Genomic DNA, 15484 nt, shown 5'->3' on the forward strand with positions numbered 1-15484 from the left:
CGATGAGTCAAGAAGACCGATGCACCTATCCACTCGACGCGGCGCCACCGGTCGCCGACGATCCCACCCAGACCGCGTACACGCAACACATGGGATCGCGCCGCTAAACCGACGTCCAATACGCCATCCTGTCCGGATACCGCCCACTGCTACTCGACCTCACGGTGCCTCAGACCGACAGCCGCCCGCCACTGGTGATCATCGTGCATGGAGGCGCCTGGCTAACCGGCAGCCACAAGCGGGCTCTGGGGCTAGGCACCTCCGTCGGCCAGTTCATGACCTGGAACGGACTGAGCCGTGTTCAGGGGCCCAAGTCTTTAGGCGGTTTTGGCAGCGCCGACAGCTCGGTTTCCGAGCTGTCGCGCGACCATCCCAGCGCAGGACGGCGCGCAACGGATCACCCGTCGCCGTTCTGTATAGGGAGAAGTGGCAAGGTCGACACACAGGGCAGGTGCCCACCCGTCAAGGGTCATCAACCCCGGAGCGGCGGCGTGATCGCCACCGCCGATTCCTCGATCGGTCACCCCAACCCCGGGATGCGGCAAGGTCGTGAAGATCTCGATGGGAGTTGGCTCGAAGCTGACCTCGCGCAATGCGCCCATCAACTCTCTCCCGAACGCCATGTGCACCTCAGTGAGATGACGTCTCAGGCAGGTGACCGCCGAGATCGCGTCGTCGACGTTCAACTCGATGTCGCGGCGGCACGCCGGTGCCGGACATCGCGCAATAGTTTGCCTCGACTCCATCAACCAACTGTCGAACTTATTTTCTATTTTGTCACTTTGATCTCTAAACTCCCGCGCACACTGCCCGACACGGGCACATCAGCTACCACCCTTTGAGAGTGCGCCCCCGCTGCCCGATGGCCAGCATAGTGCGGCGCCATGTGCAGAGAGGAGCAGCGGCCCGACCTGCGGAACACCAGGCCCATCCACCCACGATTCCGTCCACCCGAGAACCCGATGCTGCGCTGCCACAGCAAGGACACAGGGTCGCGGAGGGCGAACGCTGATCTAACCCGCCCAGGAGCCGTAGCGCCCCTTGGCATCCATGAGAAGTCCGGCGAGCCGTTCGGCCATTTCCCAGGACAGGATCGCCTTGCCGTACGGGCTGAATTGCCGTGCCGCCAGCGTGAGCACGCAGTACGGCCGCTTGGCGTCGGCTTCGGCGGTCACCGCGACCGCGAAGACGCTCGCGTTGCGGGCGAGCATGACCTCACCAATGTGGGCAGTATGCAGACCGCTGTGACCGGCCTGGTCGGAGAAGTCACACCACCGAGGACATCGTCGCTCGCGCATCAGGACTCACCACCCAGACCAGCGACGACGAAGGTCCCTTTGGCCCGTAGCGTGACCACCACACCACGTCGCCGCAGATCTTCGAGGGCGCGACGGACGGTGCCGATCGAGACACCCAACATCGAGGCAAGCGCACGCTCACCCGGCAACCTCGTCCCAGGTGCGAGGTTCTGGGCCTCAATCACCGACCCGAGGTGATCCGTGACCCGGCGGTGGACGTAACCAGGGGCGCCGTCATCGGGGTCGAACTCTTCCCACATCATGCACCGCCCCGATCGGCCCCGTCGCTCTCGCCCCGCCTGCCGGACCGCGAACCCGCGCCACGACGGGCACGATCAGAGGTAGCTGCGATATCGGCGTTGCTGAGCAGCAAATCCAGGCACATGATCTCGCGCTGCAGATCCCACAAGGCCGACTGCACCTCAGCCTCGGCCTGAGCCACCCGGTCCACCTGGCGAGTCACAGCCCGATCTCCATCACCCGGCATGGCCACCACCCCGCATCGTCACCAGCGGGCCTTCGCCCTGCCCCAGGGCAGGCGTGATCGATAGGGTGTGTCCCATGGTTCTCAACCTCCAAGCAGGTTGGGTTCCTAGGTCTTGGGTGGCGTTGGCGCGCCGCCCAAGACCGCCTAGTTGTCGCTCTTCAGTCTACAGCGGATTCGCTGCGCAGCAAATCCGCTGTAGACTAGCGTTATCTGCCGTGGCGGAGCAGGAGCTATGGGATACCAAGGCCGTGGCTGAGTATCTGGGAGTGACCGCTTCAACAGTTCGGGCCTATGTCGCCCGAAATGAGATGCCAGCCCCGGACATGAGGCTTGCTGGTGGTTGGGTCTGGCACGCCTCCACGATCCGTGAGTGGCACGAAAACCGGCCAAGCCAACGCGGCTAGATTCAGCGTAACCGAGGCAACTGCACAACATTGAACCTCGCGGTACGCGAGCTGGTCATGTCGGCGCGATCTAGTGCATTGGAGCGCGGTCTCCGCTTCAGCTTCTCATGGCTCCAGGTTGTGTTCAGCGAACCAGTGTTCCGGATCCAGGGTCGCTCCGTCGTGGCGAATGGTCAGATGTAAGTGCGGTCCTGTAGATAAGCCTTCGTTGCCGACGGTGCCGATTTGCTGTCCGGCATCGACGGTTCCGCGGCGGGCGACGGTGGTAGACGCCATGTGCCCATACTCGCTGGTGTGACCGTCTCCGTGGTCGATCTCGACCAGATGTGGTCCGGCCCATGGCCGGAATCCGACGAATGTGACCTTGCCTGCGGCGATGGCTAGGATAGGAGTACCGGCGGATGCGGCGAAGTCGAGCCCGTCGTGCAGTTTCCACTCGCCGGTGATCGGGTGTTCCCGGTAGCCGTACCGGTCGGTTATTCGGTAGCTCCCCTTCGCGATGGGCAACGACGCAGCACAAGTGGCGCCGTCTCCGGCCAGCTCGGCCACCCAGGCGCGTGCGTCGTCTTCCCAGTCGGCATAGCGATCGGGATAGGCGCTGCGTTGAACGGCCTGGGCGGCTTGCCCAACGGTCATCTGTTCCCAGCCGGGGATGTCGAGCAGTCCGGGCGGTTCGCTTGCTGCTCCTTGAGAGTTTGGCCCGTCGGGGCCGCCGAAGAATGCTGCCGATGCGTAGGAGACGTTCATCAGTTCGCTGGGTGTCCCCCAACCAGTTGATGGGCGTTGCTGGAACACACCGAGGGAGTCCCGGTCGCCATAAGGAAGGTTCCTCAGTCGGGTCTCGACCGCCCCGGCGGCCAACGCAACGACCAGGCCCCGATGCGGAACGCTGGCGGTTTCGCCTGCCCTGATGACGGTTCGTGCTATCCCCGTTTGCTCCGCGTCGAGTTCGCTGCTGGTGGATGCTGCACAGAACGTTCCGTGGCCATCGTCGCCGGTGTCGTCGTTGCCTGCGTCGCCGAGCACGACAGAGATGCCGAACGTGGCGGTGAGTAGGAAGGCGAGTGAGATGAATGCGAGCCCACCGATTGTCTTGCCTAGCATTTATGGTTGCCGATCAAGGACCCGTAGGAGTCGGCATCCGGACCACTCGGCCGCGCAACCGATCAGCATCTCCAGCGACGGTCGAATAAGTTGAGTCTGAGCGCTGCCGTCGCCGCCGGTGTAGTGCATCGTCTGCGTGCCGGTGACAAGGACCATCGTGGTGATGACGCCAGCGCGCGTCAGGGCAGGGTCGAGTTCGACCTCCTCGGCGCCAATGGGTTCACGCACATCGAACACAGCCCATTGCTCGTGCGCAGCCAGGCGACCCCAGACCTCCGGCTCCGGTATGAGCTCGACGATCCCAGCGAGTGCAGGATCCTCGGCGAACGCGGCCCAAGCCGTGTCCGCATCCACGGCATCGGCGCCGATGCTCACCGCCCACAGGGCGTCGACGTAGTGCTCGCGATCCTCGCGATAGTCAATTCCGAAGACGACTTCACCAATCCAACGGCCCAGCTCACGCGGATCACCCGTCACCGGTGCGTCGAGCAGCATCCCCGCTGGCGACCGGCCGGCTGACATGCTCGCGTGGGATCGGACGCTGCCCGTAGGTGAGGCCACGCCGCCATCTCGCGTGTTCTCGTCAGACCGATCGTTGTCATCGGTCATGCTCATCAGCGCGAGGACGGCGCCACCTGCAAGGAGCCCGCAGCCGATGATCACGATCCATGTCTTGCCGAGCACGATGTCAACCTCCCCCTCCGTCGTGGGTGCGGAGTTTTGGATAACCGGTTCACACGGCCGGGCCAACGAGGCGGGTTGCAGACGTCCTAGGTGTTGTGGTCCGCGAAGTTGGCGCTTGGCCACGGGCCATCAGGGCTACCGTCACGAGCTTTGTGCGGGCCGCTTGGTCGTAGGTGAGCTCTCCACGATCGACGGCGTCCACAACGCGCAGCCCGACGGCATCGACGTCGCGGCCTACGCTTGCGGCGACTGGGCGGAGGATCGAATCGTCGTGGCGGACGGGGCAGAGATCCCAACCGAGCTGGTAGAGGTGGTACAAGCCGTTGGGGCCTGGCTGTAGATGGAACGACCCGAACGCGGTGCGTGTCTCACCGCCCACGTCTGCTGGCTCGATGACGAACTGGGAGTCGACCCGGACCCGCTCGCCTTCCCAGCTGAGATGGTCCAGCGCCGGGAACGCTTCGCCGGCAGGAGTCGGGAAGCTGTCGCGCTGCACCACGCTGCGCGCGATGTCGTGTAGTTGCGCCTGCCGCGCGACGATCTCAGCCATCACGCTGCGAGTGACCGCAGGAACGGCTTCCCGGCCGGAGCCATAGACATGCCACGTCCAGGTCGCGACTTCGTAGGCGGTCAAGTATCCACCGCCTCGGTTCTTGGCGGCCCAGACATGTTCCCAAGGCCCTGACACAAATCGTGGATTGTTCATTGCCGATCACCGTTCCTGGTTGTCTCGGTCGTTGTGCCGTTCTCTGGTGCCAATGCGTATGCGGTGCCGCCGACGACGGTCACGGCTACGCCGTCGGCGGTCACTCCGAGCGGCGCTGGCGTGTCTGCAGGTAACACCTCGACGTCACCGGCTGGGTCGATCCGCATGATGTGCCCGTCGTCACGGACGCCCCAGACGTGGCGTTCGGTGTGCCAGTGCCATGTGGTCTCCGGTTCAACTGCCGCCTCGCGCGTGCCGTCCAGCCTCAGCGTCACCGGTCCTAGCGCGATGCTCGGCGGTGACGCGGTCTGGCCTGAGGTCAATCGGGCGTGCCTGACGTCGGCCCACATTGCTCGAGCCGAAGCGATTTCCTGCCCGCTGCTGGCATCGTGGGTCATGACCACGACGTCACGGTCGTCGTCGTTCTGTCCAGGACGGTTCCAGACGACGGTCACGGTGTTGCCGGCCATTCCGGCCCATCTGCGGATGACCATCCCTTCCGGGCTGTCCAAAGCGACTACCTCGGTCCGGCCCCCGTGCACTGGCGTGCGTTGCAACACGGCGGTGCCGTCCGACGACACGACCACACCATCAACTGCGGCCATGGCCGTCTGGCCCTCACCGATTCCGACCTCGACAAGCCCGGACGCGTTGAGCGCCCACACGCGACCCGGCATTTCGGGGTCAGAGACCAATACAGCGTCACCGGCGTTGCTCACCCGCGCACGCGGCCCGGTTCGTTGCACGACGGGGACGTCGCCCTTGGCGGGGGTGCCAAAGACAAGTTCACGTGCGCGTTGCCAGACCACTGTGTCGTTGCCATCGATCCGGACCAGGAACAACGACCCTGCGTCGGTGCGAGCTTCGTGTTCCCATACGACGGTGCCGGTGGCCGCCTCCACCAGGCGGACATGGCCGTCGCGCGCGTGTGCGGCGACAAGTTCGGAGTCGCCAGTCACTGGTGCCGTCCCGGGAGCGACATCCAGCTGCCACACTGGCTCGCCGGAGAAGCCAGGCGGAACACGGCCGGGGACGGAATCCACCTCGGACGCCACCGCTACCGCGGCGGCGAGATGCTTTTCCCCAGGCGGGTCCAGTTTGCCGACGACGACCATGGCCAACGTGCAGGCCAAGAGCACCGCCGATGCACAAGCCATGACCGCTGCTTCCGTCCGGCCATCGGATGACTCGGCTCTCGCGCCTTGGTAAACGCTGTCCTCGTCTTCAGAACACGAAACGGCCACCGGCTCGGGCACCTCGCCTGTCGCGGGCAACTCGTCGACCACTGGCTCGTGTTCTGCCTCGTCCACCTCCTTTGAACCAGCGTTCTGGTTCTCGGTGGCCCGCGGAGGCGGCAGCATTCGTCTCCGCCGCTGAACCGCCGGTAGGTCCACGTCGCGGTTTGCATCCTCTCGTTGCTCACGTTGGCTGTTCCGAGACTCTGCGGGGGTCGAACCGTCCTCCTCGGGGGATGCGGCGCCGTCGTCAACAGCCGCATACTCGGGCCGTGGGGCCGGGGCGGCGTGGACGACGTCACGGTATGCGCGGCCGTGTTCGTCGACAGTTCGGACCAGCAACGGATGCCCGGCGTCGGACGCCATCTGAGCCAGATGCTTCCAGGCGTCGGCCCTATCGACACTCACCTGTCCTGTTGGTGAAGTGATCGTCGTCGTAGCATCGCCGAGCTGGTCCACTGTGATCACGGCCGTCACATCCGGGCGATAGCCCACCGCTCCTCCCATTGCACCTAGCAGAAATCCGTGTCTGTCTTGTCAGGGAGTACTCGACGACCGCACACTGGACCGGCCTTATGCACTGACCCGAAGCTCGGCGTCGGCTTTCCTGCCGTCTACGAAGGGTGCAGCGAACTTCGCCACTCGTGCGGCGAACTTCGGGTAAGCCCGCAGTTGCGGCCGTTCCCCATCAGCCAGTCGGCAGCGCAATGTCCACCACGCCGAGTCCGCTGCACCACCGCGCCGGGTACCGATCAACAGCTCAGCCAGGGCTCTTCTCTGCGCATGGTCGAGGCCCTCTAGGTGCGGTGAGCGATACACCTCGGTGTGCATGTAGGAGCGTGAATGTGCGGCCGCGATGACCTCGATCACCTGCTGGATCGCCTCTACGGTCTGTTGCGGTGGAACACCTGCTTCGATGAGTTCGGTCTGCAACAAACGCAACGCCTCGTCCCAGTCCTCCGTAGGTTCGGCTTGAACGTTGCCCAAAGCCTCGTCACCGACAGGGTCCTTCACCCCCGCCGGCGCCGTTGAGGCATGCTCAAACGTGGTTCCCTCGCCTAGACGGACCGTCGTATGCAGTGCGCCAGCCTGCAACCGCGACCGAACATTGGACTGCATAAGCTGACGTGCGTGCCGCTCTGACACTCCGAGCTCGTCGGCAAGCGCCGCCGAGCATGCTCGGTGCCACAGCGCAACGTTGATCATCCCCCATGGGGAGCGGGCACTGACGACCTTCTCTGGGTAGGTCACCAGCATCTCCCACGCCAGACCGACCAAGTGATCAAGCCGATGCGGATCGACCACATCGGCGTGCGGCACCGTCCACCGGTGCGACATTGCCCGAAGTGCGTCCACCACCAAGTGGCCGACTGGGCTGTCCCATCCCTCCCCATCCATCACGCGTGTGAGAGCGGCGCGCAAGCCGTCATCGGTGAAAATGTCCCCGACACCCACTCTGTTCGACGTAGAACCAGACATGCCGAACCTCCCAGGAGGTCTCCTTGGACACGGCCGTCGCGGCGGAACCTCGCCCACGTCACCCGTGTCTCGCGATCGCCTACGCTGCGAAAGCACAGTCGGCACTCATCACCGAGCCGTTGGCCGAAGCGCTGACCGACGAACTCACCGAAACGCTCACCGGCACGAATCAGCCCAGCTCAAAGGCACTTCTTCACGGACGCCGGACGACGAGACCCTCACCAGAAGGGCGCCGCGCCGTCTAGCCCCATCAGGAATTGATCAACTGATGAACACGCTGGAATGAGACTCCGAGAAGCCAACCGATGTCACGCAATGACAGTCCGTGATCGACCAGCGCCCGTGCTGCAGCCCGAACCTCAATCGCGGAGGCATGATTCGCCCAGGCCGCAGCTGCACGCAGCTCTTTGCTCCTGTTCAAGCGCTCGAGTGCTGCCTGCGGCAGAACAGGGCAAATCTCCATGTCGACCTGATCCGCCGGAATACCCAACGAAGCAGACAGGGCATGCCTCTGCCGCTCCGCACACCGAGCAAGAGTCCTGGCCTTCGACACCACAGGCGGGCAGCCACACGAAGCCGACCAGAACCAACCATCCCACTGCGCCAAACACACGTAACGCCGCCGCGTGGTACTCATCGCGCCGACCTCGATTGACCGGGACGAGAGGAAACGCGAACGGACTGTCCACACGTCCTAGCGGAGCGCATCGGCAACCGCCTCGGCTAACAGCCGGCCTCGCCGCACGCGGTCCGGGGCAACTGTCGCCTGCCGGACGCCGTTCGGCCATGTCAGTACGACGGGTTCCTCGCTCGGCTCGATGCCGAGGCAGGCAGGGTCAGGTACCGTACCCATTGGGTCTACCTCCTGCTAGCTCAGGTGGTGGATCAAGGGACCGTTCGGAGGGCCAACTCCGGGCGGTCCCGCTGTGCAGTTCTCTATTGCATCCACCCGACCATACATGAGCCAGCTGTACATGACTAGCCTGTACTCTAGGCTCGTTTGCGTGCCGGGCGGTGAAGATGAGATCTGGGATGTAGCACGGGTCGCAGAGCACCTTGGTGTCACACGAGGCACCGTTTCTAGCTACCTTCACCGCGACCAGATGCCCAAACCTGACTATTGGCCATCAGTAGGGCCATTGTGGTGGCCGTCAACCATCAAGACCTGGCACCAGAACCGCCCCAGCCAACGCACCGATCGACATAAACGTCCTGAGTAGCCGGATGCGGCAGCGGTGTTGCGGCTGGTCCCGACCAACTCGACCTTGACCCTTCGCCGCGTCCCAGAAATCTTCCTCGATCCGCACGCCCTCGCCCCGTCCGGAATCGTTCGTTATGGGACACGTCCGCCCGCGTCGGGTGGCACCTGTTCGACTATCTCTGGAGTGATCGACTTCGCTGGCCACTCCGTGCCGTCCACGGCGTGCAGCGTCACAAGCATCCTCGGCGGGCGGTCGATTCCGACAAGGTAGGGGTTGTCCTCAAGTGCGCCCCGGTATATGCCCGGCTGCACTCTCTCGAATCGGTGCTTGATTCGTGGACTGCTGTACTCGAACGCCTGCGATGTTTCGGGGGGTTGCCGTCGGCGCAGCGCCCGAAGCCTATCCCCGGATTAACGTCGACTGACGGAAGCGCCAACTCCAGGTCGACCGCCAATGTGGCCTGGCCACCGTTCCACACGCGAACCAAGCCCGTGCGGTTGATGATGAACACCCGAATCCGCGGGCGGGTCTCATCTCGCCGCCGTTCGTGTTCGATCGCCACGGCTGCCTCCGTGGCGTCCGCCGCCCGTCGAGCTTCGTCCGCCGACCGCTGGGAGGCCTCGGCGGATCCCTTCGCCGCCTTGACCTGTGCTTCGCCGTGGCGCTGAGCGACGAAACAGCGGCGCCGGCGAACAACGCCGCCACGATCGCCACAACGAGAGCCGCTACATCCATGCCGGATATTGTCCCACCGGCATGCAACACAAGCGGTCGACCGCCCGGCAATCGCATGTTGCGCCACTGCCGTCGACACGTTCGTTGTCGGACGTGGCTGACGACGACCCTGGCTCTCGGTGGCGGCAGCTTCACGATCTCGACGTCGCGGTCCCACGGCCCACCCCGACGGCCTTCCGCGAGGGCGGCAGAGTCGTCAACGCCGTAGCCCCGAGCGCTACCGGGAGGACGGGCACCGTGAGGTGCTTGGCATGCGGGTGGCCACCAGCGAGACCGGGGCGGCGTACAAGCGAGTTCTTCGCCGACCTCGTCGCCCCCGGGCTGGCCGGCGTCAAGCTGGTCACCTCCGACGCGCACGCCGACTTGGTCGAGGCGATCACGGCGAACCTGCCCGGCGCCACCTGGCAACGCTGCCGCGCTGACTACGCGGCGAATCTTATGAGCATCTGCCCGAAGAGCATGTAGCCCGCGGCCGAAGCGATGCTGCACTGGCGTCTACGACCAGCCCGACACTGCGAGCGTGCAGCCCCAGTTCGACCGGCTGGGGCGACTACGTCGCCGAACGCCTGGACGCCGCGCGTGCTGACATCCTGGCATTCACCGGCTTCCCCAAAGACGTGCGGACGGAAGATCTGGTCAAATAGCCCATCCGAGCGGCTCAACAAGGAGGTCCGCCGCCGCACCGACGCCGTCGGGCTCTTCCCGAACCGCGACGCGATCGTGCGCCTCGTCGGCGCGTTGCTGGCCGAGCAGATCGACGAATGGGCCGAAGGCCGCCGCTACCTCGGCCTCGAAGTCCTCGCCCGACGCCCCCTCACCCCCGTCACCGACACCACCACGGAGGTGACACCCGACCCAGTCCTCGTCCTCAGCGTCCAACCCAACAAAGGATCATCGGGGCACTACACCACTCCCAGGGACTTGACCGCACATGGTCCGGGCGCAATCGTCGCAGCGCCTACGATTCGACCTCTCGCGCCGAACCTCCGAGGGCCCAACCACAGTGTGCGTGCGCCCAGAGACGCCTCCCTGCCGGTACGGGAGCCGGGAGTCCCGAACGGCAAGGAGGGCAAGTGAGTACCTACAAACGCTGCAAGTGCAAGGACGAAGGCAGCTGCGAACTGGGAATCCAGTGCCCGGATCTGAGACGCGAAGATGGCACGTACAGCTCGTTATGAAGGTCATTCAAGCGCGGCCCCGCCACTCACCTGACGCGTTGACTCGCGACACCTGCACGAGCGTCTTCGACGACGTCGGCAAAGACATTGCCACAGCGGCCGCCGCAGTCGTCTCACGGACACGACGAGCGACGTCCAGGCCCTACGGCCTCCCCGATCGGAGCTCAACACCGCCCCACCACGCCCTCGAGAACTGCATAACCGCAGGTGAAAGCCATGTTCGCAAGTGGGCGCAGCTGGGCTCTGACCAGCGATCAGACCAAGCGGGCACAGAAGGGACACTGCCATGGCGGCCATACATTCACCTACCCACCGGCAACCCCGTCGACATCTCACGGTGGCCGACATCTGCGAAGAACTCGGCATCTCCCGGTCCACGTTCTACGAGTGGCGCGCCAAGAAGACCGCGCCCCCGTGCTTCAAACTTCCAAACGGCGAAATCAGAATCCGCCGTGACGACCTCGAGCGTTGGCTCGAGGGACGGACGGAGCTTCAAGCCTGATGCTCACCACATACAACGTCCGTATCTGGAAGACCGAGGTCTACAAAGGCAAGCGCGTAACCAGTCACTACGTCCGCTGGAGCGTCGAAACGAAACGATTCAGAGAATCGTTTCGGACTCGGGCACAGGCGGAGAGCTTTCGAGCGGCCTTGATGGCGGCCGCGCGGAAGGGTGAGGCGTTTTACGTCTCCTCCGGCCTGCCGGTGTCGATGAGGCAAACCCAGGAGAACATGTCCTGGTACGAGTTCGCCTGTGACTATGTCGACGCAAAGTGGCCCAAGTCGGCGGCCACGACTCGCCGCACGGTCGCCGAAGCAATGACCGCTGTCACCTGCTCGATGCTCACGACCGACCGCGGCAGGCCCGACGGGGTCCAGCTTCGGTCTGCGCTGAAGCGGTTTGCGTTCAACACCGGCCGGCGGGATGGCTCGAACCAGCCTAGACAAGTTACGGACGCCCTGAGTTGGGCCAGCCGACACACCCGGTCAGTATCAGCCATTAGCGACCCGCAGGTGCTGCGGAAAGTTCTCGACGACATCGCCACATGTCTGGACGGCACCCCACGCGCACCGAGCGTGGTCTCCCGGTGGCGGCGAATCCTGCACAACGCCGTCGAGTACGCCATCGAACGTGAAATCCTCGCCACCAACCCCATACCGGCGCTCAAATGGAAACCACCTCGCACCGTTCAGGCCGTCGACCGACGCCGGGTCGCCAACCCCGCACAAGCTCGGGCGCTCCTTACAGCCGTAGACACGCGGGCACCACATCTTGTTGCGTTCTACGCGTGTCTGTACTTCGCCGCCCTGCGTCCGGAAGAAGCTGCCGGGCTCTCCAAGCAGAATCTGACCCTGCCAGCTGAGGGTTGGGGCGAAATCCATCTCGAACGGGCGAGACCTCACGCTGGCAGCGAGTGGACCAACTCCGGAGATAAACGCGACAATCGCCAACTCAAGCAACGCGCGATCGGCGAAACCCGCACCGTACCGTGCCCGCCGGAACTCACCGCGCTGCTCCACCGCCACATCAAACGGTTCGGCACGACGGCGGACGGGCGACTCTTCGTCGGCCAGCGCAACGCCGACCACCTCCCCGTCCTTACTGTCACCCGAACCTGGGCGCGTGCCCGCGAAGCCGTCTTCGGCGAGATTGCCGGAACGTCTCACGTCGCTGCCAGGCCCTACGATCTGCGCCACGCAGCAGTGTCGACATGGCTCAACGCCGGCGTCCCGGCAACCCAAGTTGCCGAGTGGGCAGGCCACTCCGTCGACGTACTCCTCGCCACGTACGCCAAGTGCATCGACGGCGAAGCTCAGCGCAACCGAGCCAAGATCGATCAAGCCCTCGGCCGATCTCCAAGCCCCTGAAAACTTTGGCACGTATTTGGCACAGACAGTCGTAGAAACCCGTTTCTAGCCGGTGACCGCCGGACACAACAAGATCGCCCCTCCCCGCGTTTCCGCAGGTGAGGGGCGATCTACCAGTGGTAGCCCCGACGGGATTCGAACCCGCGCTACCGCCTTGAGAGGGCGGCGTGCTAGGCCGCTACACAACGGGGCCATGCGCCATAGTCATGCTCCTGACGCCGTCGGAAACTCTACCCGACTGGGCGCCAGGCTCCAAACCACCGCGTTGACTCATCTGAGGATGCCCGCGTGGGATCTGTGATGGATGGAGCTCACGTTGGGTGCGCGGAAGCAGATCACGCCGGCCCAGCTGGATCGGTGGCCGAAAGCGACTCGTGCGGAGAAGTGCGAGATCTTGAAAGTTTGTCCGCCTCTCTCTACGCACAGACGCCACCCACACGATCAACAACACCGCATCTTTCACGTGGCTGTCAGTGGCGCCGCGCACGGCAACGTTTCGGCCGACCACGTGGGTGGGTTTCAGGCGCCGCTCCTAGTGCGCCCCGGAGCGGCCCTCCAGAGGTAGCACGACGCCCTCAGGCATCTAGCCCGGCAAGGCCGCAACTGAGCCGCCTGGTGTGCTGCGCGCCTTCTTGGACCATCCGGATGGGGGCGCTTAGCTGCGCACACAGCTCTGCGGGTCAGCCGTGTGATCCGGGTAAGGACATCGGCGCGAGGTTCCAGGGCGGCGGAAAGGCGACATCAAACTCAGCCGGTTGAGCCGCAAAAACAAGTAGCGCATGCCGGACCAGGGAGTCCAAATCCCGGCCCGGCATGCGCTACATCATGACCTAACGGCCCCGTCGCAACCTGACATGGCGGATACACACCCACTCGGCGGACCGCCGCCCATAAATGTGCTGGCGCTCAGGGCTTAGCCGCGATCACTCCTGGACCATCTCGGGGTCGCCAACGTCGACGTTACCGTTGTTACCACCACCGGTACCTCCGCCGCCGCCGCCAGTGCCGCTCCCCCCGCCCCCGCCGCCTGGCCCCCCGCCGGCGCCCCCGCCGCCCGAGGAGCCGCCATCTCCAGAGCCCCCACCGTCGCCCTGGTCCGAGCCCTCTACGTGCACCTGCACGATAGCCTCGGCCAGCTCGGCCTCCGTTCCGTGGAAGCTCTCCCCCACGTAGGCGACGCCCACCACCACGTCCCCGTCTGAGGCCTTGTAGTAGAACACCCGAACTCCATTGTTCTGCACGATGGAGTACTGGTAGTCCCAGTTTCGGGCAGCATCGGCCATTCCTGTCGCCGCGGCGCCTAGCACCATGGCGCCCGCGAGTGCGAACGGCGCGATAGCGCGGATAAGTTTCTTCTTCACCTGCATGTGTTCTCCCCTGTGTACATCTGAGCTGTCACGTGTGGTGGCCACGGGCCACCACGACGTCAATGTGCTGGGCCGGCGTTATGTGTCGACGGCGCGGCTGCGCACACAATCGCCATCTCGATGGCTGTTCCTCCTTTTGCCGATATCAAACGTCGTCGTGAATGGTCGACTGCGCCATCGACGCCAACCATCGGGTCACGTCGAAACTGTGATCCGACGCATGGTGATGACAGCCAACCGATTTCACGATGAAGGCGTCCGTCGCACGGTGTCGCGAATCCCAGACACTCCCAGACGTCTATGGGGAGCGCCGCGGCTGACCTCACGGCCTGGGCGCTCACCCCAACCGCCCGGGTTGGCCACCGTGCACCTAGATCACGCTTCAGAACGTCGGTGCGAGAGGAAAACCCGGGGACCAACACGCTCTTCCTACTCGAATCATTTCGTGACCTGCAACAATGCGTAGCCGGGTGCCCGGCGGGCGAACCGTCCGGCCTCCGCAGCAGCCTCAATCAGGTTCTTCGGCGTGCATCGCCTGGAGGGTAGTGGCATGGCGGTACGCCCAGACGCCGACGGCCTGAATCGGTTCGAGGAGATCCTGCCCGGCCTCGGTCAGTTCATACTGCACCCGGGGCGGTGCTTCAGCGTACCGTCGTCGAATCACCAGTCCCGCATTTTCCATGCGCCGCAGGTTGTCGGTCAGCACCTTATGACGGATGCCACCAATCGTCCGCTGGAGTTCTCCGGGGCGCATCGGACCATTGCGCAGAGCCCACACGACCACCGGAAGCCACCGAGACGCAAAGAGGTCCAATGCGGCGCGGGCGGGGCAGTCAGCAGCGAAGGGGCCGTAGGCCTCGAATTCCACTGCCCCCGTTGATTCGACCGTCATGGCTTACTCCACCATTGTTGTTACGCACCCAAGAGTGCATAACGACTCTCCTACGTTGTTCATGACATCGTCAAGACGGAAGAGAGAACTCAATGCGCATCGCAACAATCGGCGCCGGCAAAATGGCCCGCGCCCTGGGCGCCAAGTGGGTCGAGGCGGGCCACGAGGTGTATATCGGCGCGCGCCGCCCGGCAGAGGGAAGTAGGGTCGGCACCGAGATAGGCGCCCGCGGTGGCACCATCGACGACGGACTTCCCGATGCGGAGGTCGTTCTGCTCGCCGTGCCGGGGCGGACCGCGCCAGTGGTTGCTCAGGGCGCGGCCGCTCGCGGCTCGCTCGACGGGAAGATCGTCATCGACTGCACCAACGCGCTGGGCTACGACGCCTTTACCGCACCTCCGGACTCGTTTGTACTGGCCACCACCGCGGTTGCTGAGGCGGTCGCGGAAGCCGTGCCCTCAACCAGGGTCGTTAAGGCGTTCAACATTCTCGCCGCCGAGGTTTGGACGACGCCGACCCGCCAGTTCGACGGACAAGACACGCTGGTCCCGGTCTGCGGAAACGACAAAAACGCGGTCCGTTTGGTATCGGGCCTTGTCGCGGACGCCGGAGCGCAAGCGATCCGAGCGGGCGACCTGGCCCGGGCACGCTACGCCGAAGCAACCGCCGCCTTCGTGATGGGACTGTGGTTCGCCGGTCACGACGCCCGCGCGATGTTACCGCCGCTGGACGCTATGACCGGAGCTGACTGAGCGATGAGCACTGCGTCCCGGTCGGATCGACGTGCCGAGTTCCCGCCCAGTGATTCTCATCGCCATACATGATCACCGCTTTCAACGCCTGG

General features: G+C 64.6%; 16 protein-coding genes, 1 tRNA gene and 1 pseudogene. 6 read left to right on the forward strand and 12 right to left on the reverse strand.

The genetic code is table 11. The features are described 5' to 3' along the window. Nucleotides 1-164 precede the first annotated feature (164 nt). Complete coding sequence (locus G8760_RS30315; protein WP_166353595.1) at nt 165-842, forward strand: hypothetical protein; 678 nt, start codon at nt 165-167, stop codon at nt 840-842. Nucleotides 843-1013: 171 nt separating this feature from the next. On the opposite strand, the gene G8760_RS17665 is transcribed toward G8760_RS30315, so the two are convergent. Genes G8760_RS17665 through G8760_RS17675 form a run of 3 tightly spaced genes read right to left on the reverse strand, consistent with a single transcriptional unit; the run spans nt 1014 to nt 1761 of the window. Continuing rightward, nucleotides 1014-1298 (reverse strand): hypothetical protein, encoded by a 285-nt coding sequence (locus G8760_RS17665; RefSeq protein WP_166353598.1) that lies wholly within the window; start codon nt 1296-1298, stop codon nt 1014-1016. Beyond that, nucleotides 1298-1561, reverse strand: a complete 264-nt coding sequence (locus G8760_RS17670) for a winged helix-turn-helix domain-containing protein (RefSeq protein WP_166353600.1) — start codon at nt 1559-1561, stop codon at nt 1298-1300. Before G8760_RS17670 ends, G8760_RS17665 begins: the two co-directional genes overlap by 1 nt. Then, nucleotides 1558-1761, reverse strand: a complete 204-nt coding sequence (locus tag G8760_RS17675; protein WP_166353602.1) for a hypothetical protein — start codon at nt 1759-1761, stop codon at nt 1558-1560. Before G8760_RS17675 ends, G8760_RS17670 begins: the two co-directional genes overlap by 4 nt. A 98-nt stretch (nt 1762-1859) precedes the next feature. Here G8760_RS17675 and G8760_RS31170 point away from each other — a divergent pair, with 98 nt between their 5' ends. Next, the gene (locus G8760_RS31170) at nt 1860-2189 is read left to right on the forward strand and encodes a helix-turn-helix transcriptional regulator (RefSeq protein ID WP_425502349.1); all 330 of its coding nucleotides are present in this window, start codon (nt 1860-1862) and stop codon (nt 2187-2189) included. 105 nt (nt 2190-2294) lie between these two features. Here the strand turns inward: G8760_RS31170 and G8760_RS17685 are convergent, their stop codons facing one another. The 6 genes from G8760_RS17685 to G8760_RS17710 all read right to left on the reverse strand — a co-directional run bounded on the left by G8760_RS17685 (nt 2295) and on the right by G8760_RS17710 (nt 8250). Then, the gene (locus G8760_RS17685; protein ID WP_166353606.1) at nt 2295-3293 is read right to left on the reverse strand and encodes a M23 family metallopeptidase; all 999 of its coding nucleotides are present in this window, start codon (nt 3291-3293) and stop codon (nt 2295-2297) included. Beyond that, nucleotides 3294-3977, reverse strand: coding sequence for a hypothetical protein (locus G8760_RS17690; protein ID WP_166353608.1), 684 nt, complete (start codon nt 3975-3977; stop codon nt 3294-3296). It lies immediately after the preceding gene. 49 nt (nt 3978-4026) lie between these two features. Then, a complete protein-coding gene (locus G8760_RS17695; RefSeq protein WP_166353610.1) occupies nt 4027-4611 on the reverse strand; it encodes a polysaccharide deacetylase family protein in 585 nt (194 codons plus the stop codon). A gap of 68 nt (nt 4612-4679) precedes the next feature. After that, complete coding sequence (locus G8760_RS17700) at nt 4680-6326, reverse strand: PQQ-binding-like beta-propeller repeat protein (protein WP_166353612.1); 1647 nt, start codon at nt 6324-6326, stop codon at nt 4680-4682. A 165-nt stretch (nt 6327-6491) separates the two neighbouring features. Then, nucleotides 6492-7316 carry a hypothetical protein gene (locus G8760_RS17705; protein ID WP_166353614.1) on the reverse strand — a complete coding sequence of 275 codons (825 nt, stop codon included), beginning with the start codon at nt 7314-7316 and terminating at the stop codon, nt 6492-6494. A 775-nt stretch (nt 7317-8091) separates the two neighbouring features. Beyond that, nucleotides 8092-8250: a hypothetical protein gene (locus G8760_RS17710; protein ID WP_166353616.1), complete on the reverse strand. Its 159-nt coding sequence runs from the start codon at nt 8248-8250 to the stop codon at nt 8092-8094. 1261 nt (nt 8251-9511) lie between these two features. On the opposite strand from G8760_RS17710, the pseudogene G8760_RS17715 reads away from it, so the two are divergent. The 3 genes and pseudogenes from G8760_RS17715 to G8760_RS17725 form a co-directional block, all read left to right on the forward strand. Continuing rightward, nucleotides 9512-10210, forward strand: a pseudogene (locus tag G8760_RS17715) (transposase); the annotation flags it as partial. A gap of 588 nt (nt 10211-10798) precedes the next feature. Further along, complete coding sequence (locus G8760_RS30910) at nt 10799-11014, forward strand: helix-turn-helix domain-containing protein (protein WP_166353618.1); 216 nt, start codon at nt 10799-10801, stop codon at nt 11012-11014. Beyond that, nucleotides 11014-12381, forward strand: coding sequence for a tyrosine-type recombinase/integrase (locus G8760_RS17725; RefSeq protein WP_166353620.1), 1368 nt, complete (start codon nt 11014-11016; stop codon nt 12379-12381). Before G8760_RS30910 ends, G8760_RS17725 begins: the two co-directional genes overlap by 1 nt. A gap of 117 nt (nt 12382-12498) precedes the next feature. Here G8760_RS17725 and G8760_RS17730 read toward each other — a convergent pair. From G8760_RS17730 to G8760_RS17740, 3 genes are all read right to left on the reverse strand, one after another. Next, nucleotides 12499-12574, reverse strand: a tRNA-Glu gene (locus G8760_RS17730). Between the two features lie 730 nt (nt 12575-13304). Continuing rightward, nucleotides 13305-13742 (reverse strand): hypothetical protein, encoded by a 438-nt coding sequence (locus tag G8760_RS17735; RefSeq protein ID WP_166353367.1) that lies wholly within the window; start codon nt 13740-13742, stop codon nt 13305-13307. Between the two features lie 514 nt (nt 13743-14256). Further along, on the reverse strand, nt 14257-14640 hold the full coding sequence (locus G8760_RS17740) for a winged helix-turn-helix transcriptional regulator (protein ID WP_166353622.1): 384 nt from the start codon (nt 14638-14640) through the stop codon (nt 14257-14259). A gap of 92 nt (nt 14641-14732) precedes the next feature. On the opposite strand from G8760_RS17740, the gene G8760_RS17745 reads away from it, so the two are divergent. Continuing rightward, nucleotides 14733-15392, forward strand: a complete 660-nt coding sequence (locus G8760_RS17745; protein ID WP_166353624.1) for an NADPH-dependent F420 reductase — start codon at nt 14733-14735, stop codon at nt 15390-15392. The last annotated feature ends 92 nt before the right edge of the window (nt 15393-15484 follow it).

The sequence above is a fragment of the Phytoactinopolyspora limicola genome, from assembly GCF_011320225.1.
In the GTDB taxonomy this organism is placed as follows: domain Bacteria; phylum Actinomycetota; class Actinomycetes; order Jiangellales; family Jiangellaceae; genus Phytoactinopolyspora; species Phytoactinopolyspora limicola.